At 70.7% G+C, this 23,832-nt stretch carries 17 protein-coding genes and 1 riboswitch; of the genes, 7 read left to right on the top strand and 10 right to left on the bottom strand.

Features of this window, described 5'->3' with window-relative positions; all coding sequences use genetic code 11:
- Window positions 1-138: 138 nt before the first annotated feature.
- Window positions 139-1,533: a YibE/F family protein gene (locus tag ACFYW5_RS10635; RefSeq protein ID WP_389416575.1), complete on the bottom strand. Its 1,395-nt coding sequence runs from the start codon at window positions 1,531-1,533 to the stop codon at window positions 139-141.
- A 71-nt stretch (window positions 1,534-1,604) separates the two neighbouring features.
- Window positions 1,605-1,794: riboswitch (TPP riboswitch) on the top strand.
- Between ACFYW5_RS10635 and thiC the strand changes: the two genes are divergently transcribed.
- Together thiC and ACFYW5_RS10625 are read left to right on the top strand one after the other, a co-directional pair.
- The gene (gene thiC, locus ACFYW5_RS10630) at window positions 1,787-3,592 is read left to right on the top strand and encodes a phosphomethylpyrimidine synthase ThiC (protein ID WP_389416574.1); all 1,806 of its coding nucleotides are present in this window, start codon (window positions 1,787-1,789) and stop codon (window positions 3,590-3,592) included. (Overlaps the previous riboswitch by 8 nt.)
- 117 nt (window positions 3,593-3,709) lie before the next feature.
- Window positions 3,710-5,131 carry a VWA domain-containing protein gene (locus tag ACFYW5_RS10625; RefSeq protein WP_389416573.1) on the top strand — a complete coding sequence of 474 codons (1,422 nt, stop codon included), beginning with the start codon at window positions 3,710-3,712 and terminating at the stop codon, window positions 5,129-5,131.
- 73 nt (window positions 5,132-5,204) lie between these two features.
- Here ACFYW5_RS10625 and ACFYW5_RS10620 read toward each other — a convergent pair whose 3' ends face one another.
- The 3 genes from ACFYW5_RS10620 to ACFYW5_RS10610 form a co-directional block, all read right to left on the bottom strand.
- Window positions 5,205-6,077, bottom strand: coding sequence for a hypothetical protein (locus ACFYW5_RS10620; RefSeq protein ID WP_389416572.1), 873 nt, complete (start codon window positions 6,075-6,077; stop codon window positions 5,205-5,207).
- A 193-nt stretch (window positions 6,078-6,270) separates the two neighbouring features.
- Window positions 6,271-7,347, bottom strand: coding sequence for a metallophosphoesterase (locus ACFYW5_RS10615; RefSeq protein WP_389416571.1), 1,077 nt, complete (start codon window positions 7,345-7,347; stop codon window positions 6,271-6,273).
- 201 nt (window positions 7,348-7,548) lie between these two features.
- Window positions 7,549-8,661 (bottom strand): LacI family DNA-binding transcriptional regulator, encoded by a 1,113-nt coding sequence (locus ACFYW5_RS10610; protein WP_389416570.1) that lies wholly within the window; start codon window positions 8,659-8,661, stop codon window positions 7,549-7,551.
- Window positions 8,662-9,078: 417 nt separating this feature from the next.
- Between ACFYW5_RS10610 and hisC the strand changes: the two genes are divergently transcribed.
- Complete coding sequence (gene hisC / locus ACFYW5_RS10605) at window positions 9,079-10,158, top strand: histidinol-phosphate transaminase (protein ID WP_389416569.1); 1,080 nt, start codon at window positions 9,079-9,081, stop codon at window positions 10,156-10,158.
- Here the strand turns inward: hisC and ACFYW5_RS10600 are convergent.
- Complete coding sequence (locus ACFYW5_RS10600) at window positions 10,155-10,538, bottom strand: cyclophilin-like fold protein (RefSeq protein ID WP_389416568.1); 384 nt, start codon at window positions 10,536-10,538, stop codon at window positions 10,155-10,157. The two genes, hisC and ACFYW5_RS10600, sit on opposite strands and share 4 nt — an antisense overlap.
- Before the next feature lie 211 nt (window positions 10,539-10,749).
- Between ACFYW5_RS10600 and ACFYW5_RS10595 the strand changes: the two genes are divergently transcribed.
- The 4 genes from ACFYW5_RS10595 to ACFYW5_RS10580 all read left to right on the top strand — a co-directional run bounded on the left by ACFYW5_RS10595 (window position 10,750) and on the right by ACFYW5_RS10580 (window position 18,104).
- Entirely contained in the window at window positions 10,750-12,255 is a 1,506-nt protein-coding gene (locus ACFYW5_RS10595; RefSeq protein WP_389416567.1) for a cytochrome ubiquinol oxidase subunit I, read from the top strand.
- A 20-nt stretch (window positions 12,256-12,275) separates the two neighbouring features.
- Window positions 12,276-13,283, top strand: coding sequence for a cytochrome d ubiquinol oxidase subunit II (gene cydB, locus ACFYW5_RS10590; protein WP_389416566.1), 1,008 nt, complete (start codon window positions 12,276-12,278; stop codon window positions 13,281-13,283).
- Window positions 13,284-13,286: 3 nt separating this feature from the next.
- Window positions 13,287-16,934 carry a thiol reductant ABC exporter subunit CydD gene (gene cydD, locus ACFYW5_RS10585; protein WP_389416565.1) on the top strand — a complete coding sequence of 1,216 codons (3,648 nt, stop codon included), beginning with the start codon at window positions 13,287-13,289 and terminating at the stop codon, window positions 16,932-16,934.
- A 117-nt stretch (window positions 16,935-17,051) separates the two neighbouring features.
- Window positions 17,052-18,104 carry a peptidoglycan DD-metalloendopeptidase family protein gene (locus ACFYW5_RS10580; protein WP_389416564.1) on the top strand — a complete coding sequence of 351 codons (1,053 nt, stop codon included), beginning with the start codon at window positions 17,052-17,054 and terminating at the stop codon, window positions 18,102-18,104.
- Between the two features lie 12 nt (window positions 18,105-18,116).
- Here ACFYW5_RS10580 and ACFYW5_RS10575 read toward each other — a convergent pair whose 3' ends face one another.
- From ACFYW5_RS10575 to ACFYW5_RS10555, 5 genes are all read right to left on the bottom strand, one after another.
- Window positions 18,117-19,007: a Cof-type HAD-IIB family hydrolase gene (locus tag ACFYW5_RS10575; protein ID WP_389416563.1), complete on the bottom strand. Its 891-nt coding sequence runs from the start codon at window positions 19,005-19,007 to the stop codon at window positions 18,117-18,119.
- 386 nt (window positions 19,008-19,393) lie between these two features.
- A complete protein-coding gene (locus ACFYW5_RS10570; protein ID WP_389416562.1) occupies window positions 19,394-20,296 on the bottom strand; it encodes an LLM class flavin-dependent oxidoreductase in 903 nt (300 codons plus the stop codon).
- A 40-nt stretch (window positions 20,297-20,336) separates the two neighbouring features.
- The gene (locus ACFYW5_RS10565) at window positions 20,337-20,912 is read right to left on the bottom strand and encodes an RNA 2'-phosphotransferase (RefSeq protein ID WP_389416561.1); all 576 of its coding nucleotides are present in this window, start codon (window positions 20,910-20,912) and stop codon (window positions 20,337-20,339) included.
- A gap of 177 nt (window positions 20,913-21,089) precedes the next feature.
- Window positions 21,090-22,844 carry an SDR family oxidoreductase gene (locus ACFYW5_RS10560; RefSeq protein ID WP_389416560.1) on the bottom strand — a complete coding sequence of 585 codons (1,755 nt, stop codon included), beginning with the start codon at window positions 22,842-22,844 and terminating at the stop codon, window positions 21,090-21,092.
- Window positions 22,841-23,683 carry a M24 family metallopeptidase gene (locus tag ACFYW5_RS10555; protein WP_389416559.1) on the bottom strand — a complete coding sequence of 281 codons (843 nt, stop codon included), beginning with the start codon at window positions 23,681-23,683 and terminating at the stop codon, window positions 22,841-22,843. Before ACFYW5_RS10555 ends, ACFYW5_RS10560 begins: the two co-directional genes overlap by 4 nt.
- Window positions 23,684-23,832 lie beyond the last annotated feature (149 nt).

The raw sequence follows: 23,832 nt of genomic DNA, 5'->3' as shown, positions 1-23,832 counted from the left end.
CAGCCGTAACGCTTCAGCAGGCGGCCTGGGGTTGTGCAGGAACGCTTCTTCTCTGCACCGGGCCGTTGAGGCCGGAACCCAACCGTCCGTTGAAGCCGAAACCCAACTGTCGGGAGGTCCAGGCGGCGGCCCCGGGCCTCACCGCTTCCGCCGTCGCCCCCGTCCCCCTCGCGCCGGAGCCGGGCGTCCCCCGGCCGCGGCGGGCTCCCGCTCGGGGCGGTCGGAGGCGACCATCAGCGCGGCCAGGGCCGTGGTGACCGGGACCGAGGCGACCAGGCCGATCGAACCGACCAGGGTGCGCACGATCTCCTCCGCGACCAGCTCACTGTTGGCGACCGTGCCCACACTGCTCTGCGCGATCGAGAAGAGCAGCAGCAGCGGCAGCGCGGCGCCCGCATAGGCCAGGACGAGGGTGTTGACGACGGACGCGATGTGGTCGCGGCCGATCCGGATGCCGGCCCGGTACAGACCCCGCCAGCCCATCGTCGGGTTGGCCTCGTGCAGCTCCCAGACGGCCGAGGTCTGGGTGACCGTCACGTCGTCGAGGACACCGAGGGAACCGATGATGATGCCGGCGAGCAGCAGACCGCTCATGTCGATCTCCGGGTACAGCCCGTGGATCAGACCGGTGTTGTCGTCCGTGTTGCCGGTGAGGGCGGCCCAGTCGATGAAGACCGAGCCGAGGATGCCGATCAGCAGCAACGAGATCAGCGTCCCGAGAACCGCCACGGACGTCCGGGCCGACAGGCCATGGCACATGTAGAGGGCGATCAGCATGATGGCGCTCGACCCGACCACCGCCACGACCAGCGGGTTCGATCCCTGGAGGATGGCGGGCAGGATGAAGAGGGTCAGCACCAGGAAACTGACGGCGAGCGCGATCAGCGCCATGACACCGCGCAGCCGGCCCACCGCCACGACGGCCAGCGCGAAGAGCCCGGCGAGCACCGCCATCGGGATCCGGCGGTTGACGTCGGTGACCGAGTACTGGAGGTCCTTGGGCGCCGAGGGCTCATAGGCGACCACGACCTCCTCGTCCTCGTGCAGCTGCCGCGACTGGTCCGGCTGGACGATCTCGGTGAAGGTGCGGCCCTTGTCCTTGCCGGAGTCGACGCGGATCGTCGCCTTCTTGCAGGTGCCGTCCTCCTGCTGCTGCGCCGAGGAGCCCTCCGCGGTGGAGGTGTCGCCGGTCGGGGGAACCCCGGAGGCGTTCACCGAGGAGCAGCTGACCTCCTCGACCTTGGTGACGGTGGCCTGCTGGGTCTGACGGTCGAAGCCGACACCCGTGCGCTCGTGCGAGGGCGCGCCACCCGGCCACAGCACCGCGAGCCCCACGACGACCGCCGCGGCGAACGGGATGAGGATCGCCGCGATGACCTTGCGCAGATGCTTGGAGACCGGGGCCGCCGGGCCATGGGCATGGCTGTGGGAATGGCCGTTTCCGTGCCCGTGCCCGTCACCACCACCGGTGGATCCGGAACCGGGGCCGCGGGGCGGCTCGGGCGGGAACGGGGGTTCATGCGTCGTGGTCACCGACCGATCATCGCAAGAACGACCGGGGCCCCCTGTTCACCGCGCCCGAATTGACGCTAGCGTGGGGGCACCTTTGTACACGCGGGAGCTCGGAGCACCGGGCTGAGAGGGCGCTGACCTCCGTCCCAGCGATGTTTCACGTGGAACGTCACCACACGCGAGTGACGTTGCACACGAAACATCGGCAGACGGAAGCCGCTGCGTCGACCGCCGAACCTGTTACCGGGTAATGCCGGCGTAGGGAGTAGGTCTCATGACCATCAAGGACGCACGCACGCCTGCCTCCACGCAGAACACGACGAACGGTGCGAACGGTTCGTCGAGCGATGAGGCCGGGAAGTCCATCGGCTGGCACAAGGCGTACGTCGAGGGCTCGCGCCCCGATCTACAGGTGCCGGTCCGTCAGGTGCACCTCACCAACGGGCAGTCCGTCACGCTGTACGACACCTCCGGCCCGTACACCGATCCGGGCGTCGACACCGACGTCCGCCGGGGACTTTCCCCGCTGCGGGAGAACTGGATCATCGGCCGCGGCGACACCGAGGAGTACGCGGGCCGTCCCGTCCGCCCCGAGGACGACGGGATCAAGCACACCTCACCGCGCGGCGGCCTGCGCAACCTCGACGCGGTCTTCCCCGGCCGCCCCCGGCTGCCGCGCCGCGGCCGGGACGGGCAGGCGGTCACCCAGCTCGCGTACGCCCGCCGGGGCGAGATCACGCCCGAGATGGAGTACGTGGCCATCCGGGAGAACGTGGCGCCGGAAGTGATCCGAGAGGAGATCGCGGCAGGACGTGCGGTGCTGCCGGCGAACGTCAACCACCCGGAGATCGAGCCGATGATCATCGGCAAGCGGTTCCTGGTGAAGGTGAACGCCAATATCGGCAACTCCGCGGTGACGTCCTCCATCGAGGAGGAGGTCGAGAAGATGACCTGGGCGACCCGGTGGGGCGCCGACACGGTCATGGATCTGTCCACCGGCCGCAACATCCACACCACCCGCGAGTGGGTGCTGCGCAACTCCCCCGTCCCCATCGGCACGGTGCCGCTCTACCAGGCCCTGGAGAAGGTCGACGGCAAGGCCGAGGAACTGACCTGGGAGATCTACAAGGACACCGTCATCGAGCAGGCCGAGCAGGGCGTGGACTACATGACGGTCCACGCGGGCGTCCGCCTGCCGTATGTGCCGCTGACCGCCAACCGCAAGACCGGCATCGTCTCCCGCGGCGGCTCGATCATGGCCGCGTGGTGCCTCGCGCACCACAAGGAGAGCTTCCTGTACGAGAACTTCGAGGAGCTCTGCGAGATCCTCGCCGCCTACGACGTCACGTACTCGCTCGGCGACGGCCTGCGGCCCGGCTCGATCGCGGACGCCAACGACGAGGCGCAGTTCGCGGAGCTGCGGACGCTCGGCGAACTCAACCGGATCGCCAAGAGCTTCAACGTCCAGACCATGATCGAGGGCCCGGGACATGTCCCGATGCACAAGATCAAGGAGAACATCGACCTTCAGCAGGAGATCTGCGAGGAGGCGCCGTTCTACACGCTCGGCCCGCTGACGACGGATGTCGCCCCGGCGTACGACCACATCACCTCCGGCATCGGTGCCGCGATGATCGCCTGGTGGGGCACGGCCATGCTCTGCTACGTCACGCCCAAGGAGCACCTGGGCCTGCCCAACCGGGACGACGTGAAGACCGGCGTCATCACCTACAAGATCGCCGCCCACGCGGCCGACCTCGCCAAGGGCCACCCGGGCGCTCAGGACTGGGATGACGCCCTGTCCGACGCCCGCTTCGAGTTCCGGTGGGAGGACCAGTTCAACCTGGCCCTCGACCCGGACACCGCCCGGGAGTTCCACGACGAGACCCTCCCGGCGGAGCCGGCCAAGACCGCCCACTTCTGCTCCATGTGCGGTCCGAAGTTCTGCTCGATGAAGATCTCCCAGGACATCCGCCGACAGCACGGCAGCACGGCGGGGGAGATCGAGGACGGGATGGCCCAGAAGTCCAAGGAGTTCGCAGCCGCGGGCAACCGCGTGTACCTGCCGATCGCGGACTGAGCACCGAGAACGGGTCCACGTCGGCCGAGGTCGGGCTGTTTCACGTGAAACAGCCCGACCTCGGCCGAGGGACCGAGGCCCTTCCGGGGCCGCCGGATCAGTCGGCACACTGATCCCATGACAGCACTGAGCAAGGGCGCCAACCTTCCCGTAGACGCAACGGCCGTGCGCGTGGAGCTGACCTGGTCCGACGGGCCGGGCACCCCCGACGTGGACGCTTCGGCGCTGCTGCTCACCGCGGCGGGACGCGTGCGCGACGACGCCGACTTCATCTTCTACAACCAGCCCCACCACGCCTCGAAGGCCGTGAGCCACCTGGGCAAGCAGCAGCGGGCGGGCACCACCACCGACACCGTCGCGGTGGAGTTCGGTGCGCTGGAGCCCGCCATCGAGAAGATCGTGCTGTGCGCCTCGGCGGACGGCGGCACGTTCGGTCAGGTGCCGGGACTGACGATGCGACTGGTCGACGAGCGGAGCGGCGCCGAGATCGCGCACTTCGTGATGGAGGCCGGGACGGAGACGGCCTTCATCGGCGGTGAGTTGTACCTCCGCCAGGGGAAGTGGAAGTTCCGGGCCGTGGGGCAGGGGTACGCCTCCGGGCTGGCCGGGCTGGCGACGGACTTCGGCATCACGGTCGACGAGGAGGAGACCGCCGTACCGACGACCCCGCCGGCCGTATCCACACCGTCGGCCGTACCGGCACCGCCCATGACGACCGCCCCCGCCGCGCCCCCTGCCGCCCCCGCCGCACCCGTAGCCCTTCCGGCCTCCCCCAACCTCACCAAGGGCGAAGAGCGCCTGCCCGTGGACATGCGCAAGCGGCTGGACCTGCGTAAGCAGCAGGTCGCGGTCAGTCTCAGCAAGCACGGCGCGACCGGCATCACCGCTCGCGTGATCCTGGTGCTGGACGCCTCCGGGTCCATGTCGTTCCTGTACTCCCGGGGAGTCGTCGCGGACGTCGTGGAGCGGATGGCGGCCGTGGCCGCGCAGCTGGACGACGACGGCGAGATGCAGGCGTGGACCTTCGCCTCGAACCCGGCACGGCTGCCCGACTTCCGGCTCGGGGAGCTGCCCGAGTGGACGCGGCTGCACGTCAGGTGCGGGGAGATGAGCCTCTTCGGCTCCAAGAAGCGGAAGAAGGGCCTGGAGGACAGCCAGGTCGACATGCGGACGGTCGGCATCCAGAACGAGGAACAGAAGGTGATCGCCGAAGTCCGCGCCTATGTCCGCCAGAACCCGGCCCAGGCCCCCACCCTGGTGCTGTTCTTCTCCGACGGAGGCGTCTACCGCAACGCCCAGATCGAGAAGGAGCTGCGGGAAGCGGTCGAGGAGCCGATCTTCTGGCAGTTCGTGGGCCTCGGCAAGTCCGACTACGGGGTCCTGGAGCGCTTCGACACCCTGCCCGGCCGGCGCGTCGACAACGTCGGCTTCTTCTCCGTGGACGACATCAGCACCGTCCCCGACCAGGATCTGTACGACCGGCTGCTGTCCGAGTTCCCGCAGTGGACGGTGGCTGCCCGCGGCGCGGGCATCCTCTGATTACGGCCCGCCCCGGCCCCCGGACATCCGGCTTGCGCTCCCCGCGACGGGGGCGCAAGCCGAGGGGCCGGAGTCACTCCGGCTGATGCTCCGGACCCCCGAAATCCGGGCTTGTGTAGTCCGGGCTGCTGAAGCTCGGGCGGGGGCCTGACGCAGTGCCCTCGCCGGGGCTGGAGAAGCCCGGACGGTCGTAGCCGAGGTTCGGCATGCGGCTGATCGGTGCCGTGGGCGCCGTGCGGTGCAGGGCGGCGGCGGTGCCGGGGTCGGCCAGCGCGTCCCGCAGGAACGGCAGGATGCCGCGCTCCAGCAGGGCTTCACGCCAGGCTTCCCTGGCCCGGGCCACCTCGCTGCCCAGCTCTCCGTGCGGGCCGGTGTCGAGTGCCGGCCTGTTGCGCAGAGCGGTGAGCAGCAGCCCGACGGCGGCGACGAGGATCGCGGCCGCCGTCACGGCGCCGAACACCCATCCGGTGGTGAGCATCGTCTGGGCGAACGCCGGCTCGGGTTCGAGCATCCGCAGGATGTACCCGACGAGCAGGAAGAGCGCCGCGGCTATTCCGGCGAGGACGGGGGTGAGGACGGCCGCGACGGCGACGATGCCCGCGCCGGCGGTCTCGGCGGCGGCCTCTCCCATGGTGGTGGCGAGCCCCATCGCGCTCGGACCCGACTCGGTGGAGCCGGATTCGCGAACGGACGGCGGGGTGGACGGCGCCGGCTGGCGCAGTTCCTCGCGCACCTTCACGTAATGCTGGTACTCGGTCGCCGCGGCCGCCGTGATGATCGCGGAGGCGTTGAGCGCCATGGTGCGCAGCTGTTCGGAGTTGAGCCGCTGTCCGACAGCGGCCAGTTCCGGGCGGGTGGTGGCGGAGCGCAGCGCCTCGTCGAGGATCCGCTCGTACTCCTGGCGGTCCTCACTGTGCAGGTGCTGCGGAACGCTGTTCATGTGCATCCCCCGATGCTCCGTAGGGCTTGGGGCTCGCATGGCGACGAGCCGTCGGGCAGAAACGGAGGGGAGCCTGCTACGGATAAGCCGATGGTAGAGCCGTGACGGCACACGGTGACAGGGGGTTTCCAGAAATTGGCCCCTGGCCTGCGTGGTTCCGGGTCCTTCCGGCCCGGGGTGACACCTGCCCCCGGAACCGTCAGATATCCAGGGGAAGTTGCTGGACCAGCAGCTTTCCGGCCATGGTCACTCCGCCGTCCATCGCGATGGCCAGACCGTCGGCGTAGAGGTGCGGCCCCTCGACCAGCGGGCCGCCGCCGTCCTCGCTGTCCTCGGAGCCGACTTCGCCCAGCAGATAGGGAATCGGGCTGTGGCCGTGAACGATGCGGGTGCCGCCGTACGTATCGAGCAGGGAGCGTACGGCGTCCGAGCCGCCCTCGTCGCGGAAGGAGAAGCGCTTGGTGAACTTGCGGAACAGGTCCCAGCACTCGTCCGCGTCGTTGCGGGTCAGCGTCTCGCGGACGGTGTCGTTGACCTCTTCGATGGAGTGGCCGTAGTCCAGGTAGGCGGTGGTGTCGGAGTGGACGAGCAGATGGCCGTCGACCTCCTCCATGGCGTCCAGCCGGGCCATCCACTGCAGATGGTGGTCCTGGAGGCGGTCCATGTCGGTCTTCTGGCCGCCGTTGAGCAGCCAGGCCGCCTGGAAGGTGGCGGTGCCCGCGCCGGAGTTGACGGGGGTGTCGGAGAACCGCTTGGCGCCGATCAGCAGCAGTTCGTGGTTGCCCATCAGGGCCTTGCAGTAGCCGCCGGCCGCGGCGGCCTCGGCGGACAGCCGCATGACGAGGTCGATGACGCCGATGCCGTCCGGGCCGCGGTCGGTGAAGTCACCGAGGAACCACAGCCGGGCGGTGCCCGCGCACCAGTTGCCCGCGGCGTCGATCAGCCCCTTCTCCTGGAGCGCGGCCACCAGTTCGTCGAGGTAACCGTGCACGTCGCCCACGACGAACAGCGGACCGGGGCCGCCCGACTGCTGCGGAACCATCGCGGCCACCGGTTCGACGGTCACCTGAAGCGTGTCACCGCGGTTGATGACGGGCAGGTCGCGCTGGGTCGGGGTGTACCCCTCGGGGTACGTCTCCGCCGCGGCGGGAGCGACATCGCCCGGATGCGTCTGCTGCACGTACGGACCGGTCTCGTGGATGTACGCGGGCACTCGGAAGTCGCGCAACGTCGCCGTCCGCTCCACCTCGGGTCCCTGACCGGCCCCCTGAGTCATCAGACCCCTCCACCATCGCGCCGCATCTGCACCGCATCGGACTGCCTGGTCGCAGCGGCCCGCGGTGTCGTGGGCCCATCATAGGAATGCCGATCGCGCCATGTGATGACCCAGGGGTGGTGAATCAGAGCAGGGCTCCGGTTCACCGCGGCTTTCGCCCCGATTGGGCAGGGCTTCTGCCGTCTGCCCTCCGCTCGGTTGCTACTGCTCCTCGGGCGACCGGGGCGGGCTGACGGTCGTGCGCGGCGGACGTCGCTGGGAAGAGGTACGGACGATCAGCTCGGTCGGTATCACCTGCTCGACCGGTTGGTCCGATTCGACCCCCTCGATCGCGTCGATGAGCAACTGCACCACGGCCGTGCCGATCCGGCGCGGCTTCAGCGAGAGCGTGGTGATGGGGGGCTCGGTGTTGGCGTACACCGTGGACTCGCTGCAGCAGACCAGAAGCAGGTCGTCCGGTACGCGCAGTCCGTAGCGGCGGGCGGCGGCGAGCAGATCGGTGCCGTTCGGGTCGAACAGGCCGTAGACGGCGTCGGGGCGGTCGGGGCGGGCCAGCAGCCGGTCGGCGGCCACGGCGCCCGCGCACGGGTCGTGGGCGGGGTAGGCCTCGTACACCGGGTCCTGGCCGACCCGTTCGCACCAGCGGAGGTAGGCGGTGGTGGACAGATGGGTGTACGTGTCCGTCGTCGTCCCGGTCAGCAGGCCGATGCGGCGGGCGCCGGCGTCTGCCAGATGGTCCAGGATGCCGAGGACGGCGGCCTCGTGGTCGTTGTCGACCCACGCGGTGACCGGCAGCGAGCCGACCGGGCGGCCGTCGGAGACGACCGGTAAACCCTGCCGGACCAGCTCACTGACCACCGGGTCCTGGTCGGAGGGGTCGATGACGACCGTGCCGTCCAGGGCCACGTTGGACCACACGTCGTGGCGTGAGGTGGCGGGGAGGATGACCAGGGCGTAGCCGCGGGCGAGCGCGGCGGAGGTGGCGGCCCGCGCCATCTCGGCGAAGTAGGCGAACTCGGTGAAGGTGAAAGGTTCATCCCCGTACGTCGTCACGGTCAGGCCGATGAGCCCCGACTTACCGGTACGGAGGGTTCGGGCCGCGGCCGACGGGCGGTAGCCCAGCCGGTCGGCGACCTCACGGACGTGGCGTCGGGTGGCGTCGGGGAGCCGGCCCTTGCCGTTGAGGGCGTCGGAGACGGTCGTGATGGAGACTCCGGCGGCGGCGGCGACGTCTCTGATGCCTGCCCGGCCCGGCCGGTTGCCCCGGCGGGCGGTGTCCGCGCGGCTCACCTGGTGCTTCCCTGCTGCTGTCATGGCGAGCCGATAGTAGGGCTCATGCGGTGGGGTAGTGCGGACGCATATGCAGCGGTTGACAGGCACGTTTCTGCATGGTCATTCGGCGTCAAGGCCATTGGATTAAAAGGGAGTTGAGCGCTCCCATGGCAATACGTGACTTGTCGGCGTGCGCACACCTGCCAACTTCCCGATGTTTCGAAGAGGTCTCAACTCACCTTCACGAGGGATGCGCGCTACGGCGCGAGCCACCGGCGCATAGATATATGTGTGACGCGCCCCCCAATTCGTACGGCTTCGCGTGGGATGCCCCTGATGCCGGTGTGACGGAGGAGGTCTGTTCTCACCTGTACGCAGCCGAGCCGAATCCTCATAAGGTGAGAAGCATTGGAAGCCGGTGGTGACGATGGGCCGCCGGTGGTCGCGAGGAGGACTGCGGTGAGCGAGACGAGCCCCAAGCTGCGTGCGGAGCTGGAGGGTATCCCCACCTACAAGCCGGGCAGGCCCGCGGCGGCCGGTGGTCCGGTGGCCTACAAGCTGTCCTCCAACGAGAACCCCTATCCGCCGCTGCCCGGGGTGATGGAGAGCGTGACGGCCGCGGCGGCCGCCTTCAACCGCTACCCGGACATGGCGTGCACGGGCCTGATGAACGAGCTCTCCGAGCGCTTCGGCGTCCCGCTCTCCCACCTGTCCACCGGCACGGGCTCGGTCGGGGTCGCCCAGCAGCTGATCCAGGCCACATCAGGCCCCGGCGACGAGGTCATCTACGCCTGGCGGTCCTTCGAGGCGTACCCGATCATCACGCAGGTCAGCGGGGCGACCTCGGTACGGGTGCCGCTGACGCCCGGCGATGTGCACGACCTGGACGCGATGGCCGAGGCCATCACCGAGCGGACCCGGCTGATCTTCGTCTGCAACCCCAACAACCCCACCGGCACGGTCGTGAAGCGGCCCGAGCTGGAGCGGTTCCTGGACCGGGTGCCCGGTGATGTGCTGGTGGTGCTGGACGAGGCCTACCGGGAGTTCATCCGCGACCCCGAGGTGCCGGACGGCGTGGAGATCTACCGGGACCGGCCGAACGTCTGTGTCCTGCGCACGTTCTCCAAGGCGTACGGCCTCGCGGGGCTGCGGGTCGGCTTCGCCATCGCCCATGAGCCGGTGGCGGCGGCGCTGCGCAAGACCGCGGTGCCCTTCGGGGTGAGCCAGCTCGCGCAGGACGCCGCGGTGGCCTCGCTGCGGGCCGAGGACGAACTGCTCGGCCGGGTCGGCTCGCTGGTCTGTGAGCGGACCCGGGTGGTCGACGCGCTGCGCTCCCAGGGCTGGACGGTGCCCGAGACCCAGGCGAACTTCGTGTGGCTGCGGCTGGGGGAGCGCACGGTCGACTTCGCGGCGGCGTGCGAGCAGCACGGCGTGGTGATCCGGCCGTTCCCCGGCGAGGGTGTGCGGGTGACGATCGGGGAGACCGAGGCGAACGACATCTTCCTGAAGGCGGCGGAGGGGTTCCGTAAGGAGCTCTAGGCGTCCGCCGGTTCAGCCGGCTCCACGCGCACGGGGTCTCCGTTGCGCACCGTCGAGAGCAGGCGGGGGTCGCCGTCGAGGCGGCCGAGGACATTGCACGGACTCGCGAGGCGGCACTCGTCGCCTCGCGAGATCGGCGTGGGGCCGTAGGGGAGGGCGAGTGCGTCCCCGTCGGTCCAGAAGGCCACCGTGCCGGGCTCGACGACCTGCCGGGCGCCGGTTTCACGTGAAACCGAGACGCCGGTGTCGAAGTAGACCTCCTCGCCCCAGGTGTGGGCGGTGGAGACGAGCGGCAGGGCCTTGGCGAGCGCCTGGGTGGTAGGGGTGTCGTCGAGGGTCGCGGTGAGGTGTCCCGCGGGCCAGGAGATCCGTATCTGCATGGGGAGCAATTCAACAAGATGTTGAATTCGCTGCCAAGACCCTGACGCGGAGGCACTAAGGGGACCCCCCTTCCCGTGGCGAAAATCAGTGCGTCATACTTGCTTGTGAATGTGAACGCGTTCACAAGCGTGTCCGGGTTGATCCCGTGATGAGCGGGACAAGAGGGGCAAACCTGCCGCTGGGCCTCGGCGACGTAAGGAGACTGACGACGTGGACCTCGCTTTGGCGCCGGAGACTCTGGCGCGATGGCAGTTCGGCATCACCACCGTCTACCACTTCCTGTTCGTCCCTCTGACGATCTCACTGGCCGCCCTGACGGCCGGGCTGCAGACCGCCTGGGTGCGTACGGAGAAGGAGAAGTACCTCAGGGCCACCAAGTTCTGGGGGAAGCTCTTCCTGATCAACATCGCCATGGGCGTGGTCACCGGCATCGTGCAGGAGTTCCAGTTCGGCATGAACTGGTCCGACTACTCGCGCTTCGTCGGCGATGTCTTCGGCGCCCCGCTCGCCTTCGAGGCGCTGATCGCGTTCTTCTTCGAGTCCACCTTCATCGGCCTGTGGATCTTCGGCTGGGACAAGCTGCCGAAGAGGATCCACCTGGCCTGCATATGGATGGTCTCCCTCGGCACGCTGCTGTCGGCGTACTTCATCCTCGCGGCGAACTCGTGGATGCAGCATCCGGTCGGCTACCGGATCAACGAGGAGAAGGGCCGCGCCGAGCTGACCGACTTCTGGCTGGTCCTCACCCAGAACACCACGCTCAACCAGGTCTTCCACAGCTTCTCGGCGGCCTTCCTCACGGGCGGCGCCTTCATGGTGGGCATCGCCGCCTTCCACCTGCTGCGCAAGAAGCACATCCCGGTGATGCGGACCTCGCTCCGCCTCGGCCTCGTCACCCTGGCGGTCGGCGGCCTGTTCACCGCGATCAGCGGCGACACCCTCGGCAAGGTCATGTACGAGCAGCAGCCGATGAAGATGGCCGCCGCCGAGGCCCTGTGGGACGGCGAGGAGCCGGCACCCTTCTCCGTCTTCGCCTACGGAGACGTCGACGAGGGGCACAACAAGGTGGCCCTGGAGATCCCCGGGCTGCTGTCCTTCCTCGCCCACAGCGACTTCGAGTCGTACGTCCCCGGCATCAACGACACCAACAAGGCCCTCCAGGAGAAGTTCGGGCCCGGCGACTACAAGCCCATCGTGCCCGTCGCCTACTGGGGCTTCCGCTGGATGATCGGCTTCGGCATGGCGTCCTTCTCGCTCGGCCTGCTGGGCCTGTGGCTGACCCGGAAGAGGTTCATGCTGCCGGCCGCCTGGCGGACCGGGGAGGACGAGGTACCGCATCTGGTACTGCTGAAGAAGCCGCTCGGCTCCAAGCTCACCCGGCTGTACTGGCTGCTGGCCCTGTGGACCATGGGCTTCCCGCTGATCGCCAACTCCTGGGGCTGGATCTTCACCGAGATGGGCCGCCAGCCGTGGGTCGTCTACGGCGTGATGCAGACCCGGGACGCGGTCTCCCCCGGTGTCTCGCAGGCCGAGGTCATCACCTCGATGATCGTCTTCACGACGCTCTACGCCGTCCTCGCCGTGATCGAGGTCAGGCTGCTCGCCAAGTACGTCAAGGCCGGGCCGCCCGAGCTCACCGAGGCCGACCTCAACCCGCCCACGAAGATCGGCGGCGACATCCGTGACGCCGACAAGCCGATGGCCTTCTCCTACTAGGCCGAGGGAGCTGCACAGTCATGGAACTGCACGACGTCTGGTTCGTCCTGATCGCCGTCCTGTGGACCGGCTACTTCTTCCTGGAGGGATTCGACTTCGGGGTCGGCATCCTCACCAAGCTGCTGGCCCGCGGCCGGCCCGAGAAGCGGGTCCTGATCAACACCATCGGCCCCGTCTGGGACGGCAACGAGGTGTGGCTGCTCACCGCCGGCGGCGCGACCTTCGCCGCCTTCCCCGAGTGGTACGCCACCCTGTTCTCCGGGTTCTACCTGCCCCTCCTGCTCATCCTGGTCTGCCTGATCATCCGGGGCGTCGCCTTCGAGTACCGCGTCAAGCGGCCCGAGGAGAACTGGCAGCGCAACTGGGAGACCGCGATCTTCTGGACCTCGCTGCTCCCGGCGTTCCTGTGGGGCGTGGCCTTCGGCAACATCGTGCGGGGGGTGAAGATCGACCGGGACTTCGAGTACGTCGGCACCCTGGGGGACCTGTTCAACGCGTACTCCCTCCTCGGCGGTCTGGTGACGCTGACGCTGTTCACCTTCCACGGCACGGTGTTCGTGGCGCTCAAGACGGTCGGGGACATCCGGGAGCGGGCGCGGAAGCTGGCCCTTCAAGTCGGTCTCGCGACAGCCGTACTCGCGCTGATCTTCCTGCTGTGGACGCAGGTCGAGAGCGGCGACGGCAAGAGCCTGGTCGCGATGACCGTGGCGGTGGCCGCGCTGCTGGTGGCGCTGGCGGCCAATCAGGCCGGGCGTGAGGGCTGGGCGTTCGCGCTGTCCGGGGTCACCATCGTGGCCGCCGTGGCGATGCTCTTCCTGTCGCTCTTCCCGAACGTCATGCCGTCCTCGCTGAACGAGGAGTGGAGCCTGACGGTCACCAACGCCTCGTCCAGCCCGTACACCTTGAAGATCATGACCTGGTGCGCGGCGATCGCCACGCCGATCGTGCTGCTCTACCAGAGCTGGACCTACTGGGTGTTCCGCAAGCGGATCGGTACGCAGCACATCGCCGCCGACGTCACTCACTGAGGTGTGTTTCACGTGAAACCAATCGATCCGCGTCTGCTGCGCTACGCCCGGGCCACCCGGTTGTTCCTGGTGGCCGTGGTCGGCCTGGGCGTGGTCGGGGCGCTGCTGGTCATCGCGCAGGCGATGCTCATCGCCGAAGTGGTGGTCGGGGCCTTCCAGCACGGCCTGCCGGTGAGCGGACTCACCACTCCCCTGCTGCTGCTCGGGGCCGTCGCCCTCGGCCGCGCGCTCGTGGCCTGGCTCACCGAACTCGCCGCGCACCGGGCCAGCGCCGCGGTGAAGTCGGAGCTGCGGGGGCGGCTGCTGGAGCGTGCCGCCGCGCTGGGCCCGGGGTGGCTCGGCGGGCAGCGGACCGGATCGCTGGTCGCCCTCGCGACCCGGGGCGTCGACGCGCTCGACGACTACTTCTCGCGCTATCTGCCGCAGCTGGGGCTCGCGGTGGTGGTGCCGGTGGCGGTGCTCGCGCGGATCGTCACCGAGGACTGGGTCTCGGCGGCCATCATCGTCGGCACCCTTCCGCTGATCCCGGTCTTCATGATGCTGATCGGCTGGGCCACCCAGTCCCGGATGGACCGCCAGTGGCGGCTGCTGTCCCGGCTGTCGGGGCACTTCCTGGACGTCGTCGCGGGGCTGCCGACGCTGAAGGTGTTCGGCCGGGCCAAGGCGCAGGCCGAGTCGATCCGGCGGATCACCGGCGAGTACCGGCAGGCGACCATGCGGACGCTGCGGATCGCCTTCCTGTCCTCCTTCGCGCTGGAACTGCTGGCGACGATCTCCGTGGCGCTGGTCGCCGTGACGATCGGCATGCGGCTCGTCCACGGGGAGATGGACCTGTACGTCGGCCTGGTCATCCTCGTGCTCGCGCCCGAGGCGTATCTGCCGCTGCGCCAGGTGGGCGCGCAGTACCACGCTGCGGCCGAGGGGCTCGCGGCGGCCGAGGAGATCTTCGCCGTACTGGAGACGCCGGTGCCGGCCTCGGGGAGCGCCGAGGTGCCCTCGGGCGCCGTCGCCTTCGAGGGCGTGACCGTCCGCTACCCCGGCCGGTCCGGGGACGCCGTGTCGGACGTGTCCTTCGTCGTCGAGCCCGGGGAGACCGTGGCCCTCGTCGGGCCGAGCGGCGCGGGCAAGTCGACGCTGCTGAACGTGCTGCTGGGGTTCGTGCGGCCCGCCGAGGGGCGGGTCCGGATCGGCGGCGCCGACCTCACCGGACTGGACCTGGAGCGGTGGCGGTCGAGGATCGCGTGGGTGCCGCAGCGGCCGCACCTGTTCGCGGGGACCATCGCCGAGAACGTCCGCCTGGCCCGCCCCGACGCCGACGACACCGCCGTGGCGCGGGCGCTGGAGGAGGCGGGGGCGCGGGAGTTCGTGGCCGCGCTGCCCCAGGGCGCCGACACCGTGCTCGGGGAGGACGGCGCCGGGCTGTCCGCCGGGCAGCGGCAACGGCTGGCGCTGGCCCGGGCGTTCCTCGCGGACCGGCCGGTGCTGCTGCTCGACGAGCCGACGGCCGCGCTGGACGGCGAGACCGAGGCGGAGATCGTGACCACGGTACGCCGGCTGGCCGTGGGGCGGACGGTCCTGCTGGTCGTGCACCGTCCCGCGCTGCTGGGGACGGCGGACCGGGTGATCCGTCTGCCGGAGCCGACGGCACCTGCGTCGGCGTCGGTGTCGGCGTCCGGCTCCCTGGCCCCCGGCCGGGCGGTCGCGGCTGTCCCCGAGGCAACCGGTCAGGGGACCGTAGCTGTCTCCGAGGCTCCCGTGGCATCCGCGTCGGCGGCGGTGGCCGACTCCCCGGCTCCGGGCGGGGCGGTCGCGGACGTCTCCCCGGCGTCCGGCTCCCACGCTCGCGGAGAAGTGGCGGCCGGGGCTTCCGTGGGCGGCGGCGAGGAAGCCGTGGCGGTCGGCGGTGGTGTGTTCGCTCGTGTCCGGGCGATGTCCGGGGCCCGTCGGGGGCGGCTCGGTCTTGCCTTGTTGTTCGCGAGTCTGGCCCTCGGCAGTGCCGTCGGGTTGATGGCCACCTCCGGCTGGCTGATCTCCCGGGCCTCCCAACAGCCGCCTGTGCTCTACCTGATGGTGGCCGTGACGGCGACCCGCGCCTTCGGTATCGGGCGGGCCGTCTTCCGGTACGCCGAGCGGCTGGTGTCGCACGACGCCGTCCTGCGCATGCTCGCCGACACCCGGGTCGCCGTGTACCGGCGCCTGGAGCGGCTCGCGCCCGCGGGGCTGCGCACGGCCCGGCGCGGCGACCTGCTGTCGCGGCTGGTCGCCGACGTGGACGCGCTCCAGGACTACTGGCTGCGCTGGCTGCTGCCCGCCGGTGCCGCGACCGCCGTCTCGGCGCTGTCCGTCGGCTTCACGGCCTGGCTGCTCCCGGAGGCCGGCGCGGTACTCGCCGTCGGCCTGCTGGCGGCCGGCGCCGGCGTCCCCCTGCTGACCGGCGCCGTCGCCCGGCGCGCCGAGCACCGGCTGGCCCCCGCCCGAGGCGTACTGGCGACCCGGGTGACCGATCTGCTCACCGGAACCGCCGAGCTGACCGTCGCCGGCGCCCTGCCCGCCCGTACCGCCGAGGCACGCCGGGCCGACCGGACGCTCACCCGGATCGCCTCGCGCGCCGCCACCGCCACCGCCCTCGGCGACGGACTCACCGCGCTGCTCTCCGGCCTGACGGTCGCCGCCACCGCCCTCGTAGGCGCCCAGGGTGTCGCCGACGGACGGCTGAGCGGGATCGCGATGGCCGCAGTGGTGCTCACCCCGCTGGCCGCCTTCGAGGCCGTCCTCGGACTCCCGCTCGCCGTGCAGTACCGGCAGCGGGTGCGCAGGAGCGCCGAGCGGGTCTTCGAGGTGCTGGACGCCCCCGAGCCCGTACGGGAGCCTGAGCGGCCCCGGCAGGCGCCCGCCTCGCCGTTCCCGGTCGTGCTCACGGACCTGACCGCCCGGCACGCGGGGCAGGACCGGGACGCGCTCGCCGGTCTCGACCTGACCCTGGAGAAGGGCCGCCGGATCGCCGTGGTGGGGGCGTCCGGCTCCGGCAAGACGACGCTGGCCCAGGTGCTGCTGCGCTTCCTGGACGCACGGGCGGGCGGGTACACGCTGGGCGGCGTCGACGCCCACGCCCTCGACGGCGACGACGTACGGCGGCTCGTGGGGCTGTGCGCGCAGGACGCGCACCTCTTCGACAGCTCGGTGCGCGAGAACCTGCTCCTCGCCCGAAAGGACGCCGACGAGGAGGCGCTGCGCGACGCCCTGCGGCGGGCCCGGCTGCTCGAGTGGGCCGACCAACTGCCCGACGGGCTGGACACCTTGGTCGGCGAGCACGGGGCCCGGCTCTCCGGCGGGCAGCGGCAGCGGCTGGCGCTGGCGCGCGCCCTGCTCGCCGACTTCCCCGTGCTCGTGCTCGACGAGCCCGCCGAACATCTCGACCTGCCCACCGCCGACGCGCTCACCGCCGATCTGCTGGCGGCCACCGAGGGCCGTACGACCCTGCTCATCACCCACCGGCTGGCCGGGCTCGAAGCCGTGGACGAGGTCGTCGTGCTCGATCGGGGACGGGTGGTCCAGCGCGGCCCCTACGCGCGGCTCGCCGCGATCGAGGGGCCGTTGCGGGCGATGGTGGAACGGGAGGAGGAGGCGGACCTGTTGGTGTCGGTGGGGTAGCGGCGCTGCTCTCAGCCCCTTGCCTGGCCGTCCCATTGGTCCGTCCGGGCCAACCGTTCCCCCAGCCGTACGACGTGAACAGGACCGCGCGCACCCGTCGGGGCCAGGATCGCTGACATGCGCTCATCTCGCCGTCATCCCTTGCTCGTTCCGGCGCTGCTGTGCGCGTTGGCCGTGCTCGCGGCCCGTCCCACCGACGCCGCCGGCCCGGAGGCCGACTCCGATTCCGGGCTCAGTGCCCAGGTGGCGCGGCTGTACGAGGACGCGGCCCTTGCGACGCAGCAGTACGAGGCGGGGCGTCGGGAGGCGGAGGAGCAGCGGGCGAGGGCGCGGAAGCTGGAGGTGCTGCTCGACCGGCAGCGGCAGGAGATCGGCGGCCTGCACGAGGACCTGGGCCGGATCGCGCGCGCCCAGTACCGCGACGGCGGCGGCATGCCCGCCACCGCGCAGATCATCCTGGCCGACAGCCCCGATGAGCTGATGCGCGGTCAGCATGTCCTCTCGCGGTCGAACCTGGCCGTCAACAACGCCATCGACAAGAGCCGCAGGGCCGAGGCACGGCTCGCCGCGGACGAGGAGAAGGCCCGGGCGGCCTGGCGGGAACTGGACGAGCGCAACGCCGAACTCGCGGCGATGAAGACGGACATCGAGCGGAAGCTGGAGGAGGCCCGCCGGCAGCTGCAGGGCCGCGCGGACGCCTCGGTGGCGGCCGGGGCGTGCCGGGGCGCGGTCCGGCTGGACCAGCCGGAGACGCACTTCACCCAGTCCTGGGTGGCGCCCCTGGAGACGTACGCGCTGTCCGCGTCCTACGGCAGCGGCGGGAAGCGCTGGGCGCGGCGGCACACCGGTCAGGACTTCGCGGTGCCGATCGGCACTCCGGTGCGGGCGGTGGGTGCGGGGCGGGTGGTGCGGGTGTCGTGCGGAGGGCCGTACGGCGTCGAGGTCGTGCTGGAACATGCCGGGGGCTACTACACGCAGTACGCCCATCTCGCGGCCGTGGCCGTGGACCAGGGGGAGCGGGTGGGCGTCGGGCAGTGGATCGGGCAGTCCGGCACCAGTGGCAACTCCACGGGGCCGCATCTGCACTTCGAGGTGCGGGTCACCCCGGAGACGGGGTCGGCGGTCGACCCGGTGGCCTGGCTGGCCGCGCGGGACGTGGGCATCGGATAGCCGTCGGAGCCGTCAGAGCCCGTGCTCGGAGAGCAGCCGCTCGATCACGACCGCCACCCCGTCGTCGTTGTTGGCGACGGTACGGCCGGAGGCGGCGGCGACCACGTCCGGGTGGGCGTTGCCCATCGCGTAGGAGCGGCCGGCCCAGGTGAGCATCTCGACGTCGTTCGGCATGTCGCCGAAGGCGACGACCTCCTCGTGCGAGATCCCGCGCTCGGCGCAGCACAGGGCGAGGGTGCTGGCCTTGGAGACGTCGGGGCCGCTGATCTCCAGCAGGGCGCTCGGGCTGGAACGGGTGACATTGGCGCGGTCGCCGATGGCCAGGCGGGCCAGGGTGAGGAAGGCGTCCGGGTCGATGTCCGCGTGGTAGGCGAGGATCTTGAGCACCGGCTCGTCGGCGCTCGGGGCGTCCTCGGAGAGCAGCCGCTCGGCGGGCGCCAGGGTGTCCGGGATCTCCATGTGCAGCTTCGGATACTCCGGCTCCTGGTGGAAGCCGTACGTCTGCTCGACCGCGTAGACGGTGCCGGGCGCCGCGTCCCGCAGGTGCCGTACGGCGTCCAGGGCGTTCTCGCGGGCCAGCCCGCGCACCTTCACGAACCGGTGGGCGCCGGGGCCGCCGTGCAGGTCGACCACCGCGGCGCCGTTGCCGCAGATCGCCAGGCCGTGGCCGTGGACGTGGTCGCTGACGACGTCCATCCAACGGGCCGGCCGGCCGGTCACGAAGAAGACCTCGATACCCGCCTCCTCGGCGGCGGCGAGGGCCGCGACCGTACGCGGGGAGACCGACTTGTCGTCCCGCAGCAGAGTGCCGTCGAGATCGGTGGCGATCAGCCGGGGCGGGAGGGCGGCGGCCGGGGTCTCGTGCTGTCGAGTCGCTGAGGTCACCGGCCCATTGTCCCGCATATGCCCGCACGCCCGTGCGGCAGTGTGCGCATCTGAGTAGGAACGGTGCGCCGGGGCTGCCGCCCAGCCGAGCCGGACCACCCCCGCCGAGCCATCCACCCGGGCGGGGCCGTCCCCCGACCTGGGCCGTCCCCCCGGCGCCGGACCGTCCATCCGAGCCGGGCTCCCCAGCCGTACCGGACTGCCTCGCCGGGCCATCCCGCCGGGCCGGGCCATTCCGGTCCTGTGCGGGAGTGTGCGCATCTGCATGGAACGGTGCGAGCCGGCTCCCTGGCCGGACCGGGCCGTCCCCACCGAGCTGGGCCGTCTCGCCGAGCTGGGCCGCCCCTTGCGCCGCGCCCTCAGACCGCTCCCGCCCTCACCCCCACCCCCTCAGCCCGCCCCCCTCACCCCACCTGGGCCGGTGCCTCCATCGCGATCTGTTCGAAGGTCTTCTCGTCCGCGGCGAAGTCCGAGTCCGGGATCGGCCAGTGGATCACCAGCTCGGTGAAGCCCAGCGCGCGGTGGCGGCCCGCGAAGTCGACGAACGCGTCGAGGGAGTCGAGCGGACGGGCGCGGTCCGGGGTGAACCCGGTGAGCAGGACCTTGTCCATGGCGTTCACGTCCCGCCCGATCGCCGCGCAGGCGTCGGCAAGCCGGTCCAGCTGTCCACGCAGGGCCTGGACCGACTGCTCGGGCGTGCCGTTCTCGTACAGCTTCGGGTCCCCCGTGGTGACCCAGGCCTGCCCGTGGCGGGCGGCGAGCCGCAGTCCGCGCGGGCCGGTCGCGGCGACCGCGAAGGGCAGCCGGGGCCGCTGGACACACCCGGGGATGTTGCGGGCCTCGTGCGCGGAGTAGTAGTCGCCCTCGTAGGAGACGGCGTCCTCGGTCAGCAGCCGGTCCAGGAGCGGCACGAACTCGGCGAACCGGTCGGCCCGCTCGCGCGGTGTCCACGGCTCCTGTCCCAGGGCGGTGGCGTCGAACCCGGTGCCGCCCGCGCCGACGCCGAGAGTGACACGGCCGCCGGAGATGTCGTCGAGCGAGATCAGCTCCTTGGCGAGGGTCACCGGATGCCGGAAATTGGGGGAGGTGACCAGGGTGCCGAGGCGAAGCCGGTCGGTCACGGCCGCGGCGGCGGTCAGCGTCGGTACGGCACCGAACCACGGGCCGTCCCGGAAGCTGCGCCAGGACAGGTGGTCGTAGGTGTAGGCGGTGTGGAAACCGAGCTGTTCCGCCCGCTGCCAAGCCGCCCGGCTCCCCTCGTGCCACCGGCGGTACGGGAGGATCACGGTGCTCAGACGCAGACTCATGAATCGAGCGTATGCGGCGTCACCGTTTCACGTGAAACGGTCACCGTGTGCCCCGGTGCGACTCCGGAAAGCGCAGGTAGCGAGGCGGGACCTCCTTGGTCAGCCAGATGCCGTTCGCGCTGACGTGGAAGACGTGGCCGTCCCGGTGCATGGCGCCCGCGTCGACGGAGAGCACGACCGGGCGGCCCCGGCGGGCGCCCACCCGGGTCGCCGTCTCGCGGTCGGCGGAGAGATGGACATCGTGGCGGTTCATGGGGCGGAGCCCTTCCGCGCGGATCGTCTCCAGGGCACCCGCCACGGTGCCGTGGTACAGGTACGGCGGTGGGGTCGCCGGGGGGAGGCCCAGCTCGACCTCGACGCTGTGCCCCTGGCTGGCCCGGATGCGGGTGCCGTCGATGGCGAAGCGGCGTTTGTCGTTCGTGGCGACCACGTGGTCCAGCTCTTCCCGGGTGAACCGGAAGCCGTGTGCCGCCGCCGCGGCGATGAGGGTGTCGATCTCCACCCAGCCCCCCTCGTCCAGGGTGAGGCCGATGCGCTCGGGCTGATGGCGGAGGTGCCGGGAGAGGTACTTGGACACCCTCACCGTGCGGCGGTCGTCGATGGGTCTTTCTTCCATCTCCTCAGGGTGACGGGAGAGACCTGGATCACGCGAATGATTTCGCCCCCGATGTTTGATCCACAGGCAAGTGTGGTTATCCACAGGGGAATTGACGGTTCTGTGGACAACGGGCCGTCATATCAAGGGGTTTCGGCAAGATCGTTCAACCAATGGCTACTTGGCCAACCCCCCTTGTCACACAGGCGGATTGATCCGGGCGATCCGTCGCAGCACCCCCGGCGCGAACCGCGACAGCAGATGTGCCCCACGCGCCTCCGGAGTCACCGCCACGAGCGGCGAGTTGGTGACCACTCCGCGCAGAATCGCCTCGGCGACCTTCTCCGGTGGGTAGTTGCGCATGCCGTACAGGCGGGCCGACCTCTTCTGGCGGCGCGACTCCTCCTCCGCGTCAACTCCCGCGAAACGGGCGGTCGCTGTGATGTTGGTGTTCACGAAGCCGGGGCAGATCGCCGTCACGCCGATGCCGACGTCGGCCAGTTCGGCTCGCAGGCATTCGCTCAGCATCAGCACGGCCGCTTTGGTGGTGCTGTAGGCGGGCAGGGCCCGGGACGGCTGAAACGCCGCCGCCGAGGCGGTGTTGACGATGTGGCCGCCCTGGCCGCGCTCCGCCATCTGCTTGCCGAACAGACGGCACCCGTGGATCACGCCCCACAAGTTGACGTCCAGCACCTTGCGCCAGTCCTCCGACGTGGTGTCGAGGAAGGAGCCCGACAGTCCGATCCCGGCGTTGTTCACCAGGACGTCCACCACTCCGTACTCGGTGGCGACCTTCTCCGCCAGTTTCTCCATGGCCTGTTCGTCCGAGACGTCCACCGTCTCCGCCCAGGCGTCCGGGGCGCCGACCAGGCGGGACATCTCCGCCGTACGGGCCGCCGCGTCCCCGTCCCGGTCCACGGCGACCACGCGCGCGCCCGCCTCGGCGAAGGCGTACGCCGTCGCCCGGCCGATGCCGCTGCCCGCACCGGTGATCAGGACCAACTGGCCCCCAAAGCGGTCGGCGTGGCGTCCGGTCGCCCTGGTTTCCGGCCGGCCGCCCTCCACGGACCGCGCGAACTCGGTGATCCAGGAAGCCAGTTGATCGGGGCGTGTGCGCGGGACCCAGTGCTTCGCCGGCAACGACCTGCGCGTCAACCGCGGCGCCCACAGCTCCAGTTCATCGTAGAGCTTCTCCGACAGGAACGCGTCCTCCAGCGGCGTGATCAGCTGCACCGGCACATGCGCGTAGGCGTCCGCGCGCGGGCGGCGCAGCCGCGGCCGTACGTTGTCCCGGTACAGCCAGGCCCCGTGCGCCGCGTCCGAAGGGAGCGACGACGTGGGGTAGTTGCCGGTCGGCACCTTCTCCAGCCGCCGCAGGATCCGCGGCCAGGTCCTGCCCAGCGGACCGCGCCAGGCCAGTTCCGGCAGGACCGGGGTGTGCAGCAGGTAGACGTACCAGGACTTGGCGCCCTGGCCGAGGAGTTGGCCGACCCGGCGCGGGGTCGGGCGCTTCATCCGCTTCTGGATCCAGTGCCCGAAGTGGTCCAGGGACGGGCCGGACATCGAGGTGAAGGAGGCGATCCTGCCCTCCGTGCGCTGGACCGTCACGAATTCCCAGGACTGCACCGAGCCCCAGTCGTGGCCCACCAGATGCACCGGACGGTCCGGGCTGACGGCGTCCACGACCGCCAGGAAGTCGTCCGTCAGCTTCTCCAGCGTGAACCCGCCCCGCAGCGGCTGCGGAGCCGTGGAACGCCCATGGCCCCGGACGTCGTACAGCACCACATGGAAGTCGTCGGCGAGCCGTGCGGCCACCTCCGACCAGACCTCCTTGCTGTCCGGATAGCCGTGCAGCAGCAGCACGGTCGGCTGGGCGGGGTCACCCAGCTCCGCCACGCACAGCTCCACCCCGCCGGTCCGCACCCAGCGCTCACGCGCGCCCTGAAGACTCACTTCTCCTCCGCCCAGCGCCGCACATGCGGCAGATCGTCGTCCAGCCAGAAGGCGCTCTCCTCGGGATCCCGGGAGTCCGTGACGACCAGGATCTCCTCGAACTTCGCGCCCGTGCCCCGGAATCCGAGGTGGGGTTCGACCGCCCACAGGCCCGGCCGCGGCGGATGGTCCGAGAACCGGTACGGCGACCACAGCGGGGACCAGCCCTCGCGGTGGCCGTGCACCGCGTCGGCGGCCAGGCCCTTGAGGGACTGGGTGCCGAACCCGAAGAGCCGCGGCGACCAGCGCCGCTCGCGCACCCGGTCCACCTTGTGCGCGATCACGCCGAAGGGGTAGGCGCGATGTCGGTTGGCATGGCCCTGGCGGACCATGAGCCGGTCCACGTCCTCGTAGATCTCCCGCAGCGACCGGCGCTCGCGCACCTCGCGCAGGATCAGCTCGCGGTGCGCCCGCAGGTCGTCCATCAGCTTGTCCTGGACGCGGTTCATCCCGAGCGAGCCCGAGTAGCCGATGTCGGCGGTGAAACCCCCGTACACCGGCGCCATGTCCAGGATGAACGGCATCCCCGGCTCCAGCCGGCGGCCGGTCGGGAAGAACTGCAGCGGGACGCGGAAGCCGACGAACGCCGTGCGGTCACCGAACCAGGCGAAAGGGAGGTGGAACCAGTCGCGCACCCCCCGCTCGCGCAGCCACTCGCGCTGCATCCGCGCCGCGTCACGCTCGGTCACACCGGGCTGCAGCCGGGCCGCCACCGCCTCGGCGCATTCGTAGGCGAGGCGCTGCACTCTGCGGAAACCTTGCAGCTCCGCCGAGCGTTCACTGGTCACTGCCGTAGCCATGGCACCCCGTCCCACCGGTTGCGGTACGCGCTCGTAACTTGTCACCGGAAATCTGGCACCTGTTAGACCCACCGTCAATAGGGCGGCCTTCTCGACCCTCAGGGTGACCCTTAAGGACCCGTACGACTCCAGAGGGACCCCAAGACGGC

The sequence above is a fragment of the Streptomyces sp. NPDC002779 genome, assembly GCF_042888685.1.
GTDB lineage: Bacteria > Actinomycetota > Actinomycetes > Streptomycetales > Streptomycetaceae > Streptomyces.
The sequence above is the reverse complement of the archived record's forward strand: the minus strand, read 5'-3'. Positions and strand labels throughout refer to the sequence as shown.